Below are 18,230 nucleotides of genomic sequence, written 5' to 3'. Positions count from 1 at the left end.
GGATCATCCCCTTTCCTCTTCCCCGTGTCTCATCCGAAACTCGTGCAACAGCCCATACACCAGCGAGGGTTCAAATCCTCTACGCAACAGATACTGGCCCAGGCGCCTTTCCACCTTGGGCCAGGGTTCCCCGGCAAGACGACGATATCGCTTTTCCGCCGTCTCCCGGGCCAGCTTCCGTTCTTCTTCCTCGTCCACCCGGCTGAGCACATCTTCTGCAATCTCCGGGGGAATTCCCTTCCGTTCCAGCTCACGCTTCAGGGCCAGAATGCCGTATCCTTTTCGCCCGCGACGTTCTTCCACCCACGCTTCGGCAAACTGTCGATCGTCCAAAAAACCCTGATTTTTCATTTCGGTGATTACTTGACGGATGGGATCCCGTTCATACCCCTTGGCCGTGAGATAAAGCTCCACCTCACGGACCGTCCGGGGACGATAACCGAGATAGCGAAGAGCGGACTGGCGAACCTTGTTCTGCTCTTCCCCCGCCAGGATCCGCCCAATCTCCTCTCTATCCACTTTCATCCCCTTCGACAGGGCAAACCGGACCAATACATCCTCGTGAACAGAGAATCGATAAGTGCCGTCAATATGAATGTTGTAACGGGGCAAGCCGCTTTTTTGTCTCTCAATCCGCGTGATTTCTCCCGCATCGCCTTCCATCGGATCTCACGCCTTCTTCCATTATTCCTTCAGGTCGAGGGAAAGAGCTTCCGCTTTTTTTTCATCCCCCGCCTTTTTCGACTGCTCCTTTGGCTCCTGTTCCGGACTGACCGTCTGCAGATTGAAATGTTCCCGGATCTTGTTTTCGATGGAGAGAGCTACCTTGGCATTTTCCTTGAGGAATTGCTTGGAATTCTCCCGGCCTTGTCCCAACCGATTTCCTTCAAAGGAGTACCAGGCACCGCTCTTTTTCACAATGTCCAGATCGCTTCCGATATCCAGAATGCTGCCTTCTTTAGAGATTCCCTCCCCGTACATGATGTCCACTTCCGCCTGCTTGAAAGGAGGGGCCACCTTGTTCTTGACCACTTTGATCCGGGTGCGGTTGCCAACCATTTCGTTGCCCTGTTTGATCGTTTCCGCTCGCCGTACTTCCAGACGGACACTGGAGTAGAATTTCAGGGCGCGGCCTCCAGGGGTGGTTTCGGGGTTGCCAAACATGACACCCACCTTTTCCCGGATTTGGTTGATGAAGATCGCAATCGTCTTCGACTTGCTGATCGCACCGGAAAGCTTGCGAAGAGCCTGGGACATGAGACGGGCCTGTAAACCGACATGGGAGTCCCCCATCTCACCTTCGATTTCCGCCTTCGGCACAAGGGCCGCCACCGAGTCGACGACGATAATGTCGATTGCTCCGCTACGAACCAAAGCCTCGGCAATTTCCAGTGCCTGTTCCCCCGTATCCGGCTGGGACAAGAGCAGTTCATCGATGTTCACCCCCAACTTTTCCGCGTAAACGGGATCCAGGGCATGTTCCGCATCGATAAAGGCGGCCTGTCCTCCCCCCCGTTGAACCTCGGCGATCGCGTGGAGGGCAACTGTCGTCTTCCCTGAGGACTCGGGACCGTACACTTCAATGATCCGCCCCCTGGGGTATCCTCCAACCCCCAGCGAGATGTCCAAAGCCAGTGCTCCACTGGAGACTGTTTCCACTTGACGGGCACCAGCTTCCCCCATCTTCATGATCGAACCTTTACCAAACTGTTTCTCTATCTGCCTTAAAGCCATATCCAAAGCCTGACGGCGGTCGGACATGCATCCTCACTCCTTCGATTCCCTTGGATATCCTCATCATACATCCTTTTTCAGCCCCTGCCAAGACCATTTGCGAACATTTATTCGGTACCCCCGTCCCCTCGCAACTCCGGAAAAACTCTGGTATCATGGGGGATAGGGTGTGGAAACACTTAACAGATGGAGGCACATGCCTCCGCACGCGTCCGGGACGCGAAAATCCATCCCATACAGCAGAACCCGAATCCCCTGCAAAGGAGTGGGAAAAGTGGATAAAGAAAACATGAAAGAAGAGGTCATGGAAGCTCTGGAAACTGTTGAAGACCCCGAGCTTCATATCGATATCGTCAACCTCGGTCTGGTCTACGGAGTGGATATCGATGATGAAGGAAACGTCAAGGTCACCATGACCTTGACCGCCATGGGATGCCCTCTTGCCGGAATGATCAACGAGATGGTGGAAACCGCCGTCAAGTCCGTCGAGGGAGTCAAGAGTGTTGAAGTGAACATCGTCTGGAACCCCCCCTGGAGCAAAGATCGGATGTCCCGGTATGCCAAGATGGCTTTGGGCATCCACTGAAAAAAACAACGAAAAACCCCTGCCGTCTCCAACCGGCGGGGGTTTTTCGTTGCAGGATCAGGAACGGTTCCGGGGCCGGGCCGGCTCCAAATTGACCCTTGCACCATTGATCTTGCTCTGACGGAGGGCTTCAAATACGAAGGGAGCCGCCTCTTCGGGAACTTCCACAAACGAGAACCGATCATATATATTGATCCGACCCACTTTTTTGGCAGCTATTCCCGCCTGCTCGGCGATCGCTTTCACCAGCTCCCGCGGACGGATATCCGCATTGCGACCCACATTGATGAAGAAACGGACCATGCCCGGGGAAGCTCCCGTTTCGCCAAAGTCATAGACTGCATCGGTTCCCCCGGTAAAGCGGTCCGCAAAAGCCATGTGCAGGGCCGCTGCCGCGATCTGATTTGCATCGTGTTTCTCGGTCAAGCTTTGCACCAGCTCTTCAAAGATCGGGATCAGTTCACCGGACTGGATCGTCTCAACCAACTGCTCTTTCAGCAACTCTTGTTGCCGTTCCGCCACTTCCTCCAGGCTCGGAAGCTCCCGGGGTTTCAACTCACCGGCGATTTCATGTTCGATGGAGCGAAGTTGTTTCATCTCCCGGGGAGTGACCAACGTCAAGGCAATTCCCGTGCGGCCGGCCCGACCGGTCCGACCGATACGGTGCACATAACTTTCCGCATCCTGAGGAATATCATAGTTGATCACATGGGAGACTGTTCCCACATCAATTCCACGGGCCGCCACATCAGTGGCCACCAACAGCTCAATGTCCCCCCGTCGAAAAGAGTTCATCACCCGGTCCCGCTGTTGCTGAGCCAGATCCCCGTGCAGTCCGGCGGCAAGGTATCCCCGCGCCTGTAAGGATTCTGCCAGCTCGTCCACACCTTTTTTCGTACGACAAAACAGGATTCCTTGCTCCAGGGACTCGCTGTCCAAGATGCGACACAGCGAATCCAGTTTGGTACTTTCCAAAACTTTATAATAAACCTGTTCAATGACCGGAGCGGTCACTTCCCCACGGCTCACCGTGATAAACCGGGGCTTATTCATATATTTGCGAGCGAGCTGCCGGATAGCCGGCGGGATGGTGGCCGAGAAAAGCAACAATTGCCGGTTCTCCGGCAAGTGATCCATCACTGCCTCAATATCGTCGATGAATCCCATATCCAACATCTCGTCTGCCTCATCCAACACCAGCATCTCCACATAATCCAAACGAAGAGTTCCACGACGAAGGTGATCCAGCATGCGCCCCGGTGTGCCGATCACCACCTGAACGCCTTGTTTTAGAGCCTTGATCTGACGTCCGATCGGTTGTCCGCCATAGATGGGTAACGTCTTAACCCGCTTGGCGCGCCCGATCTTGCGGAGTTCTTCGGAAACTTGGATCGCCAACTCCCGGGTTGGAGCCAGCACGACAGCTTTCACTTTTCTGGAGCCGGAGTCCACATGCTCCAGGAGGGGAATTCCAAAAGCGGCCGTTTTTCCGGTCCCCGTTTGGGCCTGGCCGATCACATCCTCTCCCCGGAGGACGGCGGGGATACATTCCGCCTGAATGGGAGACGGCTCTTCAAACCCCATCTCCCGGATCCCTTTCATAATCAGGGCATCCAATTCAAAGGAATCAAAACGCTTCATTTCGCAGCTACACCTTTCTTTAATCGTTCCAACAGAGCATGGAGTGCCTGTTTGACAGCCCGGATTTGAATCTTTTCCCGGGAACCGCCAAGATTCAAACGGTAGGCCCGGGTCGCCTCGCCCCGTTCGGATACTCCCAGATAAACCAAGCCCACCGGTTTTTCCTCCACCCGGCCTGGACCTGCCACACCCGTCACACTGAGACCAAAGTCGGTATCGAATCGGCCCCGCACCCCTTCCGCCAAGGCAAGAGCCGAATCCATGCTGACCGCCCCGTGGGTTTTTAACAGCTCAGGGGACACTCCGAGCATTCCCGTTTTCACCTCATTGGCATAACAAACGACTCCACCTTGAAAACCCGCGCTGCTGCCGGGCACCGATGTCAGTGTCTGAGCCAGCAATCCCCCGGTGCAACTTTCAGCCACAGCCAGCCTCTTTCCCTGATCCCTGAGTGCAGAGATGACCAATTTTTCCAAGGTGTCATCATCCTCACCGTACATGAACTGACCGACAGAGTGCAAAATCGCCTCCTTCACCGGAGCCATCAATTCCTGCGCTCTTTGACGGTCATCGGCTTTCGCCGTCAAGCGAAGAGTAACCTCCCCTTCCTTGGCCAAAGGGGCAATCGTCGGATTTGTCTGGTCTTGGATCAGATTTCCAATCCGCTCTGTCAGATGGGATTCACCTATTCCGAAAAACCGGAGAACATGGGATACCACCGCTTCCTCTTTGCTGCGGATCGATTCCAAAAAGGGACGTACCTCCGCATGATACATAGGATACAGCTCCGTCGGAGGACCCGGAAGGAGAACACAGGTAACCGAATCCGTCGATACCGCCACGCCGGGGGCAGTTCCATTGGGGTTTGGGAACACCTCTCCCCCTTCAAACACCAACGCCTGTTTATAGTTGGATGGTGGGATAGTTTGACCCTTTTCGGAAAACAGCCGTTCTAACGAAGCCACCGAGGGAGGATGTTCCACCAGCGGGACTCCCAAAGCCTCAGCCACAGTCTCTTTCGTCAGATCATCCTCAGTTGGACCCAATCCACCAGTGAAAATAACCAAATCGGAGCGGGAAACAGCTGTCTTCACCACAGCAACGAGCCGATCCCGATTGTCACCGACGGAAGTGTGAAAATACACATCAATTCCCAGGCTCGAGAGTTCCCGAGACAAAAATGCGGAGTGGGTGTCCACAATCTGCCCCAACAACAGCTCGGTTCCCACCGCGACCAATTCAGCACGCATCCGATGACTTCCTTTCTCAGCGGGGTTAACGGGATTTTGAGAAGCGGATGACACTGCGATTTTTCAAGAAATAATCGATCCCAGACCAGACGGTGATCAAAACCGCCAACCAGATGAATATTTGAGAAAAAGGAAAGGCGATGAAAGAAAAGGGAAAGTTGTTTAACATCAGCGCAGCAATGGCAATGATCTGGACGATCGTCTTCAGTTTGCCGAGAGGACTGGCCGCAATCACATCTCCTTCAGCGGCCGCCACCAGACGGAGACCGGTCACTGCAAATTCCCGACTGATGATAACAATCGCAATCCAAGCATCCAACCGCTGCATCTCCACCAGGGAAATCAACGCAGCCGAAATCAGCAGTTTATCCGCCAGGGGATCCAAAAACTTCCCCAGATTGGTCACCAGTTTCCGTTTTCGGGCGATATAACCGTCCAAGCCGTCTGTCACCGCCGCCAGAATAAACACCAGTGTGGCGATAATCTCACTGACAGTGATCACACCTTGGCCGATGCGGAATTGACCCAGATCGTAATTGACCAGAAGAAATAGCATCACTACTGGGACCAGAATAATCCGGACCAGAGTGATTTTATTTGCCAGATTCACATCAGCGAACCTCCCCCGCAGGAATGGAAGGTACAAGGTTGCAAAAACTCTCCTCCGCATCCAGTCTCCTTTTCGCTGTTTCAGGTGATCACCCGTTGCTTGGGTGAAGCTTGCTATATAACCTTACCATAATCCAGCATGCTCAAAAACCGTCAGAAACAGACCCCGTCCATGTATATCCGAAAATAACGATTCTACACCATTTTTCCCGCATAAAACAAGCCCTCTCACTGGGGCTCATACGTGCACTTTCCCATTCTCTGCTGGTAAGTATAAACCATTCTTTTCTTCGGTGTCAAAACGGAAATGCCCACCCCGATTTGGGTAGGCTCAGAATTGGACTCACTTCTTTAACTTCAACTGGTATGCATGGGCGTTCTTCTCCTCTGTGGTGTCGATCACATGTCCGTTCACGGTTAATTTTACATAATTTGGATTTCCGATCATCAGGGAAATCCATTCCGGATGTTCAAAGTTTTTTTTCTCTCCTGCAGCAAGGTTTGCTTCTTCACCGATCTTTTCAGTCGGCCCCCCGGGACGAAAGCGAAACCAAGTATTTTTATCGGCTTCCACCGTCACTTCCACTTTTTTTGCATTGGAAACTTCAAAGACGTCCCCGTAATCATAGGTTTCTGAAGGTTTCACCAGTCTTACCTGTGAAGTATCCTTCTTATCCTCAGAAGACCTCCCCGATTCCGCCCGGACCGTGGATTCCCCTTTTTTCTCCTCCGGCGGGTCATCGCTGAAGACAAAATATGCAATCACCGCCGGAATCAACAAGATAAGCCCGATCACCAACAACCAAACGGAACCCTTTTTCGGAATCGCGAACATGGACAACAACTTCCGAACCAGTAAGGAAGATTTCTTTTCCTCCGCCTTGTCCGCTGCATACCGTTCTTTCCTGCTGAGAACAGGAGATGGCTTCTTTTCCTCAGTTAGGGGTGACGAATCCGCCTCACTTTGGAACTCTTCAAACTGATGGATCATAGGTGTCGGATCCAGATGAAGGAACTCCGCATAATTCCTTAAAAAAGCACGGGTGTAATATTTTCCGGGAAGAAGCGAAAAGTCTCCCTTCTCCATCGCTTGAAGATACCGAATCTGGATATTTGTCCGATCTTGCACATCTTCCATGGTGAGTCCGGCCTCTTCCCTCGCCTGTCTGAGTCGGTCGGTCGGTTTCGCCATGGTTGGATCACCTCCTGCCGCCACCTGACACATCCATGGGGAATCAAATTATATCAGAGCAGATTGAAAAGGAAGAAAAAAGCCCTGTTCAGTATAACCGAGGCAAAAGACTCATGTCAAAAGGCTCCCGGCAAGGGGGAGCCTCAATTGACAAGGGAAATATGGAACAATTTCTCTTTTTCGTATGAAGTCTTCACCTTCATTCCATTGACTGTCATTTCCACCGAAGAGGGATGACTGAGCTGAAGATAAAGATCTTTCCCTTTTTTGTATGGATAAGAAACGGTCTCCCCTTTTTGCAATACTCCATCCTTCAGTTGAGCACCCACTTCCTGCTCCCGGATTTGAAACCGGGACTCCCCGTTGGATCTGAGCTTCACTTCGATCTGGTCCGCGTGGGTCAGTTCATAACGGTCCGTTCCTGAACCTCCCTGTTGAACCGGAACCAAAAGGGGTTTGGAACTTTCCTCGCCTGCCGGTTTCTCCTGTTCACTTAGGGGCTTGGTTTCGCTACCGGACTTACCGGCCGCTTGGTCCAGATCATCTCCTGTCACCAGGAGATAGACGTAGATCGAAGCGGGAACCAACAGGATCGCCATCAGAATCAGGAAACGGGTGTACCAGATTCCAAACGTGCTTTCCTTCGGCTTTTTGGTTTTACCACGCCTGGAAGCGCTTCGGCTCAAAGATGGTGCCTCTGCTGGAGGATATTCCCGATTTTTTTCATGCATGGGAGATAGTCCTAATTCTTCGGGCTCCGGAACATCCGGAGGCATACTAACCCTTCGCCCTTCCTGGGACGCGACTCTCTCTGAAGCGGTCTGTTTCCACTTCGACCGGGAGCTTCGGGAAAGAGGTGTCTCCTCTGTTCTCTCTGCAGCGACCTGCTTATTTTCCATAGGAAGGGGGTTGATGGCGGAAGGATTTGAGCCCCGGCCGCGCACCTGAGCAGATCCCTGATAGGACCGACCGGCTGCACTACCGTCAACCCCCCCCTTCCTTACCAAACGGTAAGCATCCACAACTTCCCGGGGATTCAGCCCAAGTGTATTGGCATATGTCCTGAGGTATGCCCGAACGTAATAGGAACTGGAAAAATTCGAGAAATCGCCGGCTTCCAAGGATGCGAGATCATGGGCAGGGATCCTGGTGAATTGTTCCATCTCGTCAAGGGAGTACCCTTGGGCTTCCCGGGCTTGTCTGAGTCGGTGACCGATTTCAACCGACACCCGGCCCACCTCCTGCGAGTGATTTGTTTTTCTGATGATTATTTCTTCAATTGGATCCGATAGCTCTTAGGTACATCCTGGGCCGTCGTGTCGACTTCTTCACCGTTAACCTTGATTTGAGTGTTGGAGGGTTTCATCAGTCGGAACCAGATGAATTGATCCGCGTTCAGCTTTCTCTGCTCTCCCACCTTAATCTCGTAGGACTCCTCCACATTGTTCACTTTATTGCCGACGGAGATATTCGTGTTTCCCTTGGTCGCTTTGATCTCCACTTCGATTTTTTTGGCATTTTCCAGGGTGAGCAAATCCCCCTCCAGGTCATTGCCCGTTTTCACCTTGGTCAACTGTGGAGTGTTCACATCCTGAGCATTGGCAGTATCATTCTTGGGTACGCCGGCACCTTGTTCATCCGCTGACGGCTGTTTGGAAGCCCCCGAATCGGAATTATTCGTCAGGATGGTGTAACCCCCGATGGAAACCAGCAATAATGCCCCGATGGAAGCGACACGGATCATCCACTTGCTGGCTCCCCCCTTTTTCGGTTTCCCATCCCCTTTTTCCACTCCCCGCTTCACCTCTTGAGATACCTTACGGGGAGTCATCGTCTGTTGCAAGTGTTCCCTTGACTCTCCGGAACGGGCGGCTGCCGGTTGACTACCCATCGGCAATTGTATTCGCTGCGTCTGCTGGAGGCTGCTTCCTTTCGATTGAGGGGACGGAGTGTTCCCCATCTCTGGATGGGAAGGTTGGGCCGAAGTGCTCCCCGTCCCCGGAGGGGAAGACTGGGCCGGGAAGCTCCCCGTCCCCGAATGGGAAGACTGAGCCGGGAAGCTCCCCGTCCCCGAATGGGAAGACTGAGCCGGGAAGCTCCCCGTCCCCGGATGAGAAGACTGAGCCGGGAAGCTCCCCGTCCCCGGATGAGAAGACTGGGCCGGGAGGTTCCCCGTTCCCGGATGGGAAGACTGGGCCGGGAGGTTCCCCGTTCCCGGATGGGAAGACTGGGCCGGGAAGCTCCCCGTTCCCGGAGGGGGAGAATGCCGCCGACTGCGAGCGGGAAGATGAGTATTTTGATCCGGGAAAGATTGAATCGGTTGCCCTTTCGGTGATGTCATACGCTGTTGCCTCGAAGAATAGGTTCGACCCAATCTCGGCTCTCCACGAAAAGGACGTTGGCCTTCGCCTCTGTTCAAGTTTTCATGTTCCATCCCCTGAAAAACCGTTGGTTGCCTGAGGGGCGGGCCTCCATGAATCGCCACCCGTTCATACCGATCCATCAAAGGTTGGGCATCCAAACCGAGACAGTGAGCATAGGTTCTGAGAAAAGCACGAACATAAAAAGGACTCGGTAAGGAGTCAAATTGATCATTTTCCAATGCACGCAGATACTCGATGTGAATCTTTGTGCTTTGTTGCACCTGTTCCAGTGAGTAACCCTTCGCCTCCCTTGTCTCCTTCAACTGGGTTCCGATACCGGACATAACTGCACCTCCTGAATTCCGATCTCTCTCTATCTAAGTATCATCATTTCATCTAATATCGAAAGCAGTGAGATCCTCATCAAGGATATCATAGCTGATCACTTCATCCTGATGGTTTCTCAGTTCGATGATATAGTCAAAATCATCTAAAGTGAATTCCGTCTCCCGAATAAAAATATCGGGATGTTCAATCACCTTCGTGGCGTTCATCCGCATAATTTCCTGTACCAGCATGTGATGTTGTTCCGTCGAACGAAGAGTGGAGACAATCCCATCGATGATGTAGACGTTCTCCGTGTTCATCTCATCATCAGCCAGCTGCTTTCGAACCGTCTGTTTGAGAAGGGTGGACGAAACGAAAGTCCAGCGCTTGTTTGCACATACGCTGGAAGCAACCACGGACTCTGTTTTCCCCACACGGGGCATTCCACGCAGCCCGATCAATTGGTGCCCTTCCTTTTTAAACAGCTCAGCCATAAAATCCACCAAAAGACCCAACTCTTCACGGGTGAATCTGTAAGTTCTGCTGTCTTCCAGGCAACGGTCAAGATAACGGCCATGACGGACAGCCATTCGATCCATCAACGTCGGCGGACGAAGAGCTGTGACCGTAATATTATCCACCCGGTTCAAGATGTGCTTCAGGGCGTGGATTTTCTCCCGGTTATCCGTGTTGAGAAGCATCCCCCTGCGTTTGTTCTCCATTCCGTTGATGGTGATAATGTTGATGGAGAGCATTCCGAGCAGGGAAGCCAGATCTCCCAACAGACCAGGTCGGTTTTTATGAATCTGGTACTCGATATACCAATCGTGACCGCCCATAGCCACACACCTTTCGTGCCCTGTCAAATTGTTCTGTACTCTTAAAAAACCTTGCAAATTTGTTTAATAGTATATCACATGTCACTTGGAAAGAGAAACCCGGCGTCACAGAAAATTGTTGGTCAAAAAATGAAACACCCCTACGACAGGGTGCTTCATACCGATCAATGTTGAGGGCCCTCGCCGCCATGGACCAACTTGACCATCAATCCGGCTATTGTTTTCTGCTCCTGTTCATCAGCGGCGTTCCACAGTTCCTGCAACAGGCGTTCCTGAGAATTTTGAGGGCTGATCTCCTTGGCTAGATAATTACCGATCTGCTGAGCCACATCGGTGATGGTCTCTTTGTCCATTCCCATCCCCTGTGCTTGCTCCACACGTTGGGACAAGAAGTTTTTCCAATCCTGGAAGTTGTCCAATACTGACATGGTCAAATCCTCCTTCATCCGGATGATGTCTTCGTTGCTAATATGAACCCAACGGGTCCGACTTATGCAAAGAACCGTTAAAGAGATTCAAGGATACCAGCCTCCATTGATATGAAGGACCTGTCCCGTCAGATATTCCGCTTCCCGGAGACACAACCAGCAGACCAAAGCGGCCACCTCCTCCACTGTTCCCAGACGATCCGCGGGAATTTGTTGAGTCAATTCCCGCCGATCCTCCACTGACAACTGTTCCGCCAACATGTCCGTCTGAATCGCCCCCGGGGCGACGGCATTGACCGTGACCTTTGAAGGGGCCACCTCCTTGGCCAGCGCCCGTGCCAACCCATTTAAAGCTCCTTTGGCCGCGGAATACAAAACTTCTCCCGCCCCCCCCGATTCACCCCAGATGGAGGACAACAGAATGATTCGCCCTTTCCTGCGGCGAATCATCTCCGGCAGGACCGCTTGTACCAGATGAACAGCTCCCCGGACATGGGTGTCCATCACCCGATCATACTCCCCATCCGTCACATCCTGGAACACCCAACTTTCTCCAGTCACTCCGGCGCTGTGGACCAAGATCGTGGGCAATCCTAAGTCATTGGCCACTTTCTTCAACAATCTCTCAACCTCTGTGCGAAACCTAACATCAGTCTGATAGGCGAAGGCTTTGACTCCAAGCGAACGGCAAGCCTCCGCTGTCTCTTCCGCCTGCTCCCGCGCCTGGCGGTAAACGATAGCCACATCGGAACCGTCTTTGGCCAGCCGGCGGACGACAGCCGCCCCGATTCCCCGGCTGCCTCCTGATACCAACGCTATCTCTCCCTGTAACGGATTCATCTGACTTTCCCCTCCAAGCGAAAGAAAGACGCGCCGAAAGGCACGTCAGGTTTGAACAACTTCAGGTGCTTTGATTAACCGTATTCCGATTAATCAGCAACCTTGTTTTCCAGCTGTTTTTATTCGTGATTCGGCCGAACGATGGAGACCGCAAACCGATCCCATCCGATATGCTCTCTCAAACGTTGATTCACCTCGTCCCCATGGAGTTCTTCCAACAGCGGAATAATATTGAACAGATCCGTTCCGCTGAACTTATAACGGGTGAACTGATTGGCAATCCATTCGGGGGAATTATATAACCTGAGATAATTCCCCAGTTTTTTCTTCCGGATCCGCTCCACCACATCTTGCGGAATCCCCGATTGAACAAGGTGAGGAAGTTCCTTCCGGATCCGTTTTACCAAGGCATCCGGATCGATCGTGTCCCCACCCGCCATGGAAAAGCCATACCCCTTCTCCAGACTGTAGTCGTAGCCGAATTGATCGTCGATCAGTCCATCATCGTAAAGAGATTGATACAAGTCTGACCCCTGCCCGAACAGGGCCTCCAACATCACTTCCGTGGCCAGCTCCTGACGGAGCAGATCATCTCCGGTCAAACCCGTGCGAATTTCCTTAAATCCAAACAGGCATTTAGGAATTCCCACCGCCAGGGAAACTTCTTTGATCTCCTGGGCTACACCAGCATCCTCTTCCGGATAGTAACGCCGGATTTCCCCTTGCTTCTCATAGGACTTCGCTGCCTGATTTTGACGAACCAGCTCCATCGTTTCCTCCGGATTCACCGGACCTACTACAAATAAAAGCATATTGCTCGGGTGATAAAAAGTTTCGTAACAGGTGTAAAGGGTCTCTTTCGTGATTTTGTCGATCGATTCCACTGTTCCGGCGATATCGATTCGGACGGGATGTTGCTTGAACATCGCTTCGATCAACCCGAAATAAGAACGCCAGTCGGGATTGTCTTCATACATCCGGATCTCCTGACCGATGATCCCCTTCTCTTTTTCCACCGACTGGTCTGTAAAATAAGGATTCTGGACAAAATCGATCAGAGTGGTTAAATTTTGATGCACATTTTCCGTACAGGAAAAAAGATAGGCCGTCCGGTCAAAACTGGTGAACGCGTTGGCGGAAGCTCCCTGGTTGGAAAAACGGCTGAACACATCCCCATCGGGCTCTTCAAACATTTTATGCTCCAAAAAATGGGCAATCCCGTCAGGCACTTTCAATTCTTGTCCTCCTGGCGGGGTGAAATGATTGTCAATGGAGCCATAACGGGTGGTGAAAGTGGCATAAGTCTTGTTGAAATCCGGCTTCGGCAACAAATAGACCTTAAGACCGTTAGGGAGCTCTTCGTGAAACAAGGTTTCCCGCAGTTGTCGGTGTTCAATTTTTCCCATCGCCTTCTCCCCCTTTCCGATCCTTCAAGAAATAGATCGTATCCAAGGTCGTTTTTTGCGCCACTGCTGTAATCTCTTCCCGTGTTACCTGACGGATTTCCCTGATCATTTGATCCAAGGGACGCTCTTTGCCACCCACAATCCCGTGGTAATGGGCATCCACCAGGTCAAAGGCACGATCCTGTCTCTCTTTCAACTGGTTGATCAACATCGCTCGGGTCTGGGAAATTTCCGAATCAGTAAACTTCCCTTGTCTCATCTGATCAAACTGCTCCCGGATAATGTCAACAGCCTTTTGATAGTTGACGATTTCAATCCCCGATTGGACCGTGAGAATCCCCTTGTGACTTTCCACACGTGAAGCCGCATAATATGCCAGACTGGCTTTTTCCCGGACGTTGATAAACAGTTTGGAATGGGGAAACCCTCCCAGAATTCCGTTGAACATCAACAAAGCGGCGTAGTTGTCATCAGCATAAGTCACCCCGGTCCGACATCCCATATTCAGTTTTCCCTGATTCACATCCAGACGATCCACCACTTCCCGCACTTTGCCGGGAACGGACTTGACTTGGGGCGGAGTCAGTTCTACCCTGGATGCGGTCTCCATGGAAAAGTGCTTTTCAACCAGTTCCACCGCTCGATCCACACTCAGGTTGCCGACAAAGTACAGATCGATCGGACGGGTCCGAATCAGTTCCCGATAGTATGTATACAGATTTTGAGGATTGATCCCGTCCAAATCCTGTAACCGTCCATGGTTAAACAGCGCATAAGGCTCTCCTTTACACATCTCCTCCACACAACGAAGGGCAGCAAAGCGGATTTTGTCATCCATCAAGCTTTCAATTTTCTGTTTCAGATTCTTCTTCTCCGCCCGGACATACTCTTCCCGAAAGGCTTCTTCATCCGTCACCGGCCGATACAGAAGCTCTCCCAAAAAAGCGGCTCCATCCTCCAACAAAGTATCCGCATCGGTCAAAAAGGAGCTATCTGCCAGATCCAGGCCCAATTGAAGAATGTGTCGCTCTCCCCGTTTGAACACATCCCCAAACAGAGTGGCCCCGTACAGATCGTCTAATTTTCGCTTCAATCCCACTGTCGAAGGATGGGTCCGGGTCCCCCGCTGCAGGACATTGGGCAAGAGAGCATGACGGGTCACCGTCTCTGCTGACAGTTCCTGTTGAACCATCGCCACCATCAATGTAGTCTTAAATTTATCTGTGGAACAGATATGGACCCTGAGATTTCCAACATTCACTGATTCAAAGGACATTTCAGACACACCAACACCTCTTTTCTCTGAGTATGTATCCCCCATTATATAAGAAAGGAGAAGTACTCGGAAAGGATCAATACCTTTTCATTTTTTATATTATGTCCGTTTATCGGAGAAATGTTGCGAACATCGACAACTCTTCCATCCCCTCTTCCAGAATACAAAAAAACGCCCCTTCCCATCGGGAAGAGACATCGAATCGTTTTTTATCGTCCACCGGTCTCATAGGGCTTGCCCACAGCAGCAGGCCCCTCCGCCCGCCCCACAAATCCGGCCAAAGCCAGGATGGTCAGGATGTAGGGAAGCATATTCAAAACTTCACTGGGAATATAGGTTGTCAAACCAAAGATCTGACCGATCAGTGCCAAGCCGACTGCAAACCCGAAGAAAGTGGCCGCACCCAAAACGCCGAACGGATTCCATTTCCCAAAAATCAATGCAGCCAAGGAGATAAATCCTTGTCCGGCCACAGTCGTTTGATTGAACTCACTCCCGATGGCGATAGAGAGTCCGGCACCTCCGGCACCCGCCAATGCCCCGCTGATCAACACAGCGATATACCTCATACGGAACACATTCACCCCCATCGTCTCCGCGGCACGGGGGTGTTCACCCACTGCACGGAGACGCATGCCGAAGGGAGTCCGGTACAGAAGAAAGTAAGTGATGATCACCACCAATATGGCCAGATACGTGGTTGGAAAAGCGTTGAACAAAGCCGGACCGATCACGGGAATTTGGTCCAGACCGGGAATCGGAAGCCGTGTAAGGGTTTCCTTCACCGTCGGTGTCTGGGCAGCTCCGTCGTACAGGGACTTCACCAAATAGACCGACACCCCGAGAGCGAGAAAGTTGATGGCCACCCCGCTGACCACTTGGTCTGCCTTGAAAGTGATTGACGCCACCGCATGGGGGAGAGCGAACAAAATTCCGGCGACTATGGCTGCTAGCAGACCGATCCAGGGGTTGTGGGTGGCCAGAGTCACGACGGCTCCCGTAAACGCCCCGATGGTCATCAATCCCTCCAAGCCGATGTTAACCACACCTGACCTCTCCGAAAACAGACCTCCAATGGCCGCCAGGATCAAGGGAGTGGCATAGAGAACCGTAGTCTGCAATATATTGGTGAGCACATCAAGCATGTTCTTTCACCGCCTTTTTCCGGAACTTCTGAGTGCCCCAACGGACTATATTGGCCGCAACAAAGAGGATGATCGCAGCAAAAACCACCCGCACCACCTCGAAGGGAACTCCCTCCACAAATTGCATGTTGCTTCCTCCGTAGGTGAGAATCCCGAACAGGGAGGCTGCGAGAAGGATCCCCCCCGGAGTGTTAGCCCCCAGCAAGGCGACTGCGATTCCGTCAAAGCCGATTCCGGTATGTGCTCCCTGAATCGCCAGATAGCCCGATGTTCCAAGCAACTCTGATGCCCCAGCCAATCCGGCAAAGGAACCGCTGATCATCATTGACAGGATCAGACTGCGCTTGACACTCATCCCGGCGTACTCGGAAGCATCAGGGTTAAAACCGACAGCCCGCAACTCAAACCCGGAAGTAGTCCTCCACAGGAGATAATACATAAACAGTGCGCTGGCCAAAGCGATAAAAATCCCCATATGAATCCGTGCACCGCCAAACAAAGAAGAGAGAGAATCCCAGCGAAGGGATGCTGAAGACGGAATCTTCTCCGTGGAATCGGCCCCGGCGGACAGCCAGTTGCGGACCAGCACGTTGGAAAGATATAAAGCGATGAAGTTCATCATGATCGTCACAATCACCTCATGAACTCCCCGAGTCGCTTTGAGCAGTCCGGGCAGGAAGGCCCACAGGGCTCCCCCGATGGCACCTGCGATCACAGCCACCACCGCGTGAATCACCGGAGGCAAATCCAGTTTGAGAGCGATAATAGTTGCCGCCAATTGGCCGATGATAAACTGACCTTCCACCCCGATATTGAACAGCCCTGTCCGGTAAGCCAGCCCCACTGCAAGACCGGTCAGGATTAACGGTGAAATGGTCCGGATCGTTTCACCGATGTCATAAGGCATGAGAAATGCACTGGATAACAGGGCCGCATACGCCTGGATCGGATCGTAACCGGCCACCAACATCATCACGGCCCCCACCAGCATCCCAAGCAAAACTGAGACCAGGGATGTCAGAAAGGTTGACTGCTTGCGCTGTATCAATTGCATCAATGTTTCACCTCCGTGCCGGTACTGCCGCCCGCCATCAACAGTCCCACTTCTTCTTGCGTTGTCGTTTGAGGATTGACCCAGCCGGCGATCTTTCCTTCATAGATGACAGCAACCCGATCGCTCAGTTTCATCACTTCATCCAACTCCAGGGACATCAGAAGAACTGCTTTTCCTTTATCCCGTTGCTCCACCAACCGCTTGTGGATAAATTCGATCGCCCCCACATCGAGACCCCGAGTCGGCTGGGCCGCGATCAACAGATCCGGATTCCGATCCATCTCCCGGGCGATAATCCCTTTCTGCTGGTTCCCACCGGAAAGAGCCCGTGCCGGTGTGTGAATATCCGGGGTTCGTACGTCAAATTCCTTGACCAAACGCTCGGCATATTGATGGATTTGATCATATTGCAAATGGATCCCTCTGGCGAAGGGCGATTGATAATACGTTTGCAAGACCATGTTTTCTCCGATGGTGAAATCGAGGACCAGTCCCCGGCGATGTCGATCCTCAGGTATGTGACCCACTCCGCGTTCCGTGATTTCCCGAGGCCTCTGGTTGGTGATCTCGGAGTTATTCAGCTGGATTTTCCCCTTTTGCACCTTCCGCAATCCGGCGATTGCCTCCAGAAGTTCCGTCTGACCGTTCCCGTCCACACCGGCGATCCCCACAATCTCACCCGCTCGAACCTCCAGATCGAGTCCGTTAACCACGCCGACACCCCGGGAATCGGTTACGTGCAATCCTTCAATGGACAGGACCGTCTCCTTGGGTTTGGCTGCTTCCTTTTCAACAGCAAAGGAGACTTCCCGACCCACCATCATCGAAGCCAAGCGGTTCTCATCCATTTCCTCCACCTTCACCCTGTCGATAAATTTTCCTCGACGGATTACGGTCACCGTATCACAGACTTGCATGATTTCCTTCAGTTTGTGGGTGATGAAAATAATAGTCTTACCTTCCTCGACCAAGTTGTTCATAATTCCCATCAATTCCTGGATTTCCTGCGGAGACAGCACTGCGGTAGGCTCATCAAAAATCAGAATATCAGCTCCGCGATACAGCATCTTCAAGATCTCCACCCTTTGCTGCATTCCTACGGAGATATCCTGGATCCTTGCCCTGGGATCGACACGGAGACCGTACCGATCCGAGATCTCCCGTACTTCTCGCTCCGCTCCGTCTCGATCGATCCATCCACCTTTCACCGGTTCATTTCCCAGAATGATGTTCTCGGTTACAGTAAATGGTTCCACAAGCATGAAATGTTGATGGACCATTCCGATTCCCAACTCGCCGGCCATATTGGGACCTGTGATTTGAACCTGCTTTCCTTTGATCCAAATCTCCCCCTCATCCGGCTGATAAAGTCCAAATAGAATGTTCATCAAGGTTGACTTTCCCGCACCGTTTTCCCCCAGAAGGGCATGAATCTCCCCTTCCTTTACTTCCAGATGAATACGGTCATTGGCCACAATTCCGGGAAAACTTTTGGTGATCCCCTTCATTTCGACGATATTCACGGAGGTCCTCCTTTCTT

Annotated in this window: 18 protein-coding genes and 1 pseudogene; 2 read left to right on the top strand and 17 right to left on the bottom strand. The window is 52.2% G+C overall.

Annotation, left to right across the window (positions count from 1 at the left end; translation table 11 throughout):
* Nucleotides 1-3: 3 nt before the first annotated feature.
* Nucleotides 4-663, bottom strand: a complete 660-nt coding sequence (locus IEV46_RS02205; RefSeq protein ID WP_188429356.1) for a RecX family transcriptional regulator — start codon at nucleotides 661-663, stop codon at nucleotides 4-6.
* Between the two features lie 21 nt (nucleotides 664-684).
* Nucleotides 685-1,761: a recombinase RecA gene (gene recA / locus IEV46_RS02200; protein WP_188429354.1), complete on the bottom strand. Its 1,077-nt coding sequence runs from the start codon at nucleotides 1,759-1,761 to the stop codon at nucleotides 685-687.
* Nucleotides 1,762-2,023: 262 nt separating this feature from the next.
* Here recA and IEV46_RS02195 point away from each other — a divergent pair, with 262 nt between their 5' ends.
* Nucleotides 2,024-2,320 (top strand): metal-sulfur cluster assembly factor, encoded by a 297-nt coding sequence (locus IEV46_RS02195; protein WP_229735867.1) that lies wholly within the window; start codon nucleotides 2,024-2,026, stop codon nucleotides 2,318-2,320.
* Nucleotides 2,321-2,377: 57 nt separating this feature from the next.
* Here the strand turns inward: IEV46_RS02195 and IEV46_RS02190 are convergent, their stop codons facing one another.
* The 6 genes from IEV46_RS02190 to IEV46_RS17955 all read right to left on the bottom strand — a co-directional run bounded on the left by IEV46_RS02190 (nucleotide 2,378) and on the right by IEV46_RS17955 (nucleotide 8,903).
* Nucleotides 2,378-3,961, bottom strand: coding sequence for a DEAD/DEAH box helicase (locus IEV46_RS02190; RefSeq protein ID WP_188429349.1), 1,584 nt, complete (start codon nucleotides 3,959-3,961; stop codon nucleotides 2,378-2,380).
* Nucleotides 3,958-5,211: a competence/damage-inducible protein A gene (locus IEV46_RS02185; RefSeq protein WP_188429347.1), complete on the bottom strand. Its 1,254-nt coding sequence runs from the start codon at nucleotides 5,209-5,211 to the stop codon at nucleotides 3,958-3,960. The genes IEV46_RS02190 and IEV46_RS02185 overlap by 4 nt, the downstream gene beginning before the upstream one ends.
* Before the next feature lie 25 nt (nucleotides 5,212-5,236).
* Nucleotides 5,237-5,821 (bottom strand): CDP-diacylglycerol--glycerol-3-phosphate 3-phosphatidyltransferase, encoded by a 585-nt coding sequence (gene pgsA, locus IEV46_RS02180; RefSeq protein ID WP_188429345.1) that lies wholly within the window; start codon nucleotides 5,819-5,821, stop codon nucleotides 5,237-5,239.
* 342 nt (nucleotides 5,822-6,163) lie between these two features.
* On the bottom strand, nucleotides 6,164-7,012 hold the full coding sequence (locus IEV46_RS02175) for a helix-turn-helix domain-containing protein (protein WP_188429344.1): 849 nt from the start codon (nucleotides 7,010-7,012) through the stop codon (nucleotides 6,164-6,166).
* A gap of 143 nt (nucleotides 7,013-7,155) precedes the next feature.
* Nucleotides 7,156-8,241 (bottom strand): helix-turn-helix domain-containing protein, encoded by a 1,086-nt coding sequence (locus IEV46_RS02170; RefSeq protein ID WP_188429342.1) that lies wholly within the window; start codon nucleotides 8,239-8,241, stop codon nucleotides 7,156-7,158.
* 38 nt (nucleotides 8,242-8,279) lie between these two features.
* On the bottom strand, nucleotides 8,280-8,903 hold the full coding sequence (locus IEV46_RS17955; protein WP_229735837.1) for a hypothetical protein: 624 nt from the start codon (nucleotides 8,901-8,903) through the stop codon (nucleotides 8,280-8,282).
* On the opposite strand from IEV46_RS17955, the gene IEV46_RS17950 reads away from it, so the two are divergent.
* A complete protein-coding gene (locus tag IEV46_RS17950; protein WP_229735835.1) occupies nucleotides 8,892-9,347 on the top strand; it encodes a hypothetical protein in 456 nt (151 codons plus the stop codon). The two genes, IEV46_RS17955 and IEV46_RS17950, sit on opposite strands and share 12 nt — an antisense overlap.
* 165 nt (nucleotides 9,348-9,512) lie before the next feature.
* Here the strand turns inward: IEV46_RS17950 and IEV46_RS18555 are convergent.
* The 9 genes and pseudogenes from IEV46_RS18555 to IEV46_RS02125 form a co-directional block, all read right to left on the bottom strand.
* Nucleotides 9,513-9,719 (bottom strand): annotated as a pseudogene (locus IEV46_RS18555) (helix-turn-helix domain-containing protein); the annotation flags it as partial.
* Between the two features lie 48 nt (nucleotides 9,720-9,767).
* Nucleotides 9,768-10,541 carry a DUF3388 domain-containing protein gene (locus IEV46_RS02160; RefSeq protein WP_188429337.1) on the bottom strand — a complete coding sequence of 258 codons (774 nt, stop codon included), beginning with the start codon at nucleotides 10,539-10,541 and terminating at the stop codon, nucleotides 9,768-9,770.
* Between the two features lie 164 nt (nucleotides 10,542-10,705).
* Entirely contained in the window at nucleotides 10,706-10,969 is a 264-nt protein-coding gene (locus IEV46_RS02155; protein WP_188429335.1) for a DUF3243 domain-containing protein, read from the bottom strand.
* Nucleotides 10,970-11,056: 87 nt separating this feature from the next.
* Entirely contained in the window at nucleotides 11,057-11,809 is a 753-nt protein-coding gene (gene ymfI / locus IEV46_RS02150; RefSeq protein WP_188429333.1) for an elongation factor P 5-aminopentanone reductase, read from the bottom strand.
* Between the two features lie 119 nt (nucleotides 11,810-11,928).
* Nucleotides 11,929-13,215, bottom strand: coding sequence for an EF-P 5-aminopentanol modification-associated protein YfmH (gene yfmH, locus IEV46_RS02145; protein WP_188429331.1), 1,287 nt, complete (start codon nucleotides 13,213-13,215; stop codon nucleotides 11,929-11,931).
* Nucleotides 13,202-14,491, bottom strand: a complete 1,290-nt coding sequence (gene yfmF / locus IEV46_RS02140; RefSeq protein ID WP_188429555.1) for an EF-P 5-aminopentanol modification-associated protein YfmF — start codon at nucleotides 14,489-14,491, stop codon at nucleotides 13,202-13,204. Before yfmF ends, yfmH begins: the two co-directional genes overlap by 14 nt.
* Before the next feature lie 209 nt (nucleotides 14,492-14,700).
* Nucleotides 14,701-15,636 carry an ABC transporter permease gene (locus IEV46_RS02135; protein ID WP_188429329.1) on the bottom strand — a complete coding sequence of 312 codons (936 nt, stop codon included), beginning with the start codon at nucleotides 15,634-15,636 and terminating at the stop codon, nucleotides 14,701-14,703.
* On the bottom strand, nucleotides 15,629-16,690 hold the full coding sequence (locus tag IEV46_RS02130) for an ABC transporter permease (protein WP_188429327.1): 1,062 nt from the start codon (nucleotides 16,688-16,690) through the stop codon (nucleotides 15,629-15,631). The genes IEV46_RS02135 and IEV46_RS02130 overlap by 8 nt, the downstream gene beginning before the upstream one ends.
* Nucleotides 16,690-18,198 carry an ABC transporter ATP-binding protein gene (locus IEV46_RS02125; protein WP_188429553.1) on the bottom strand — a complete coding sequence of 503 codons (1,509 nt, stop codon included), beginning with the start codon at nucleotides 18,196-18,198 and terminating at the stop codon, nucleotides 16,690-16,692. Before IEV46_RS02125 ends, IEV46_RS02130 begins: the two co-directional genes overlap by 1 nt.
* Nucleotides 18,199-18,230 lie beyond the last annotated feature (32 nt).

The sequence above is a fragment of the Kroppenstedtia guangzhouensis genome, from assembly GCF_014637345.1.
Taxonomy (GTDB): domain Bacteria; phylum Bacillota; class Bacilli; order Thermoactinomycetales; family DSM-45169; genus Kroppenstedtia; species Kroppenstedtia guangzhouensis.
The sequence above is the reverse complement of the archived record's forward strand: the minus strand, read 5'-3'. Positions and strand labels throughout refer to the sequence as shown.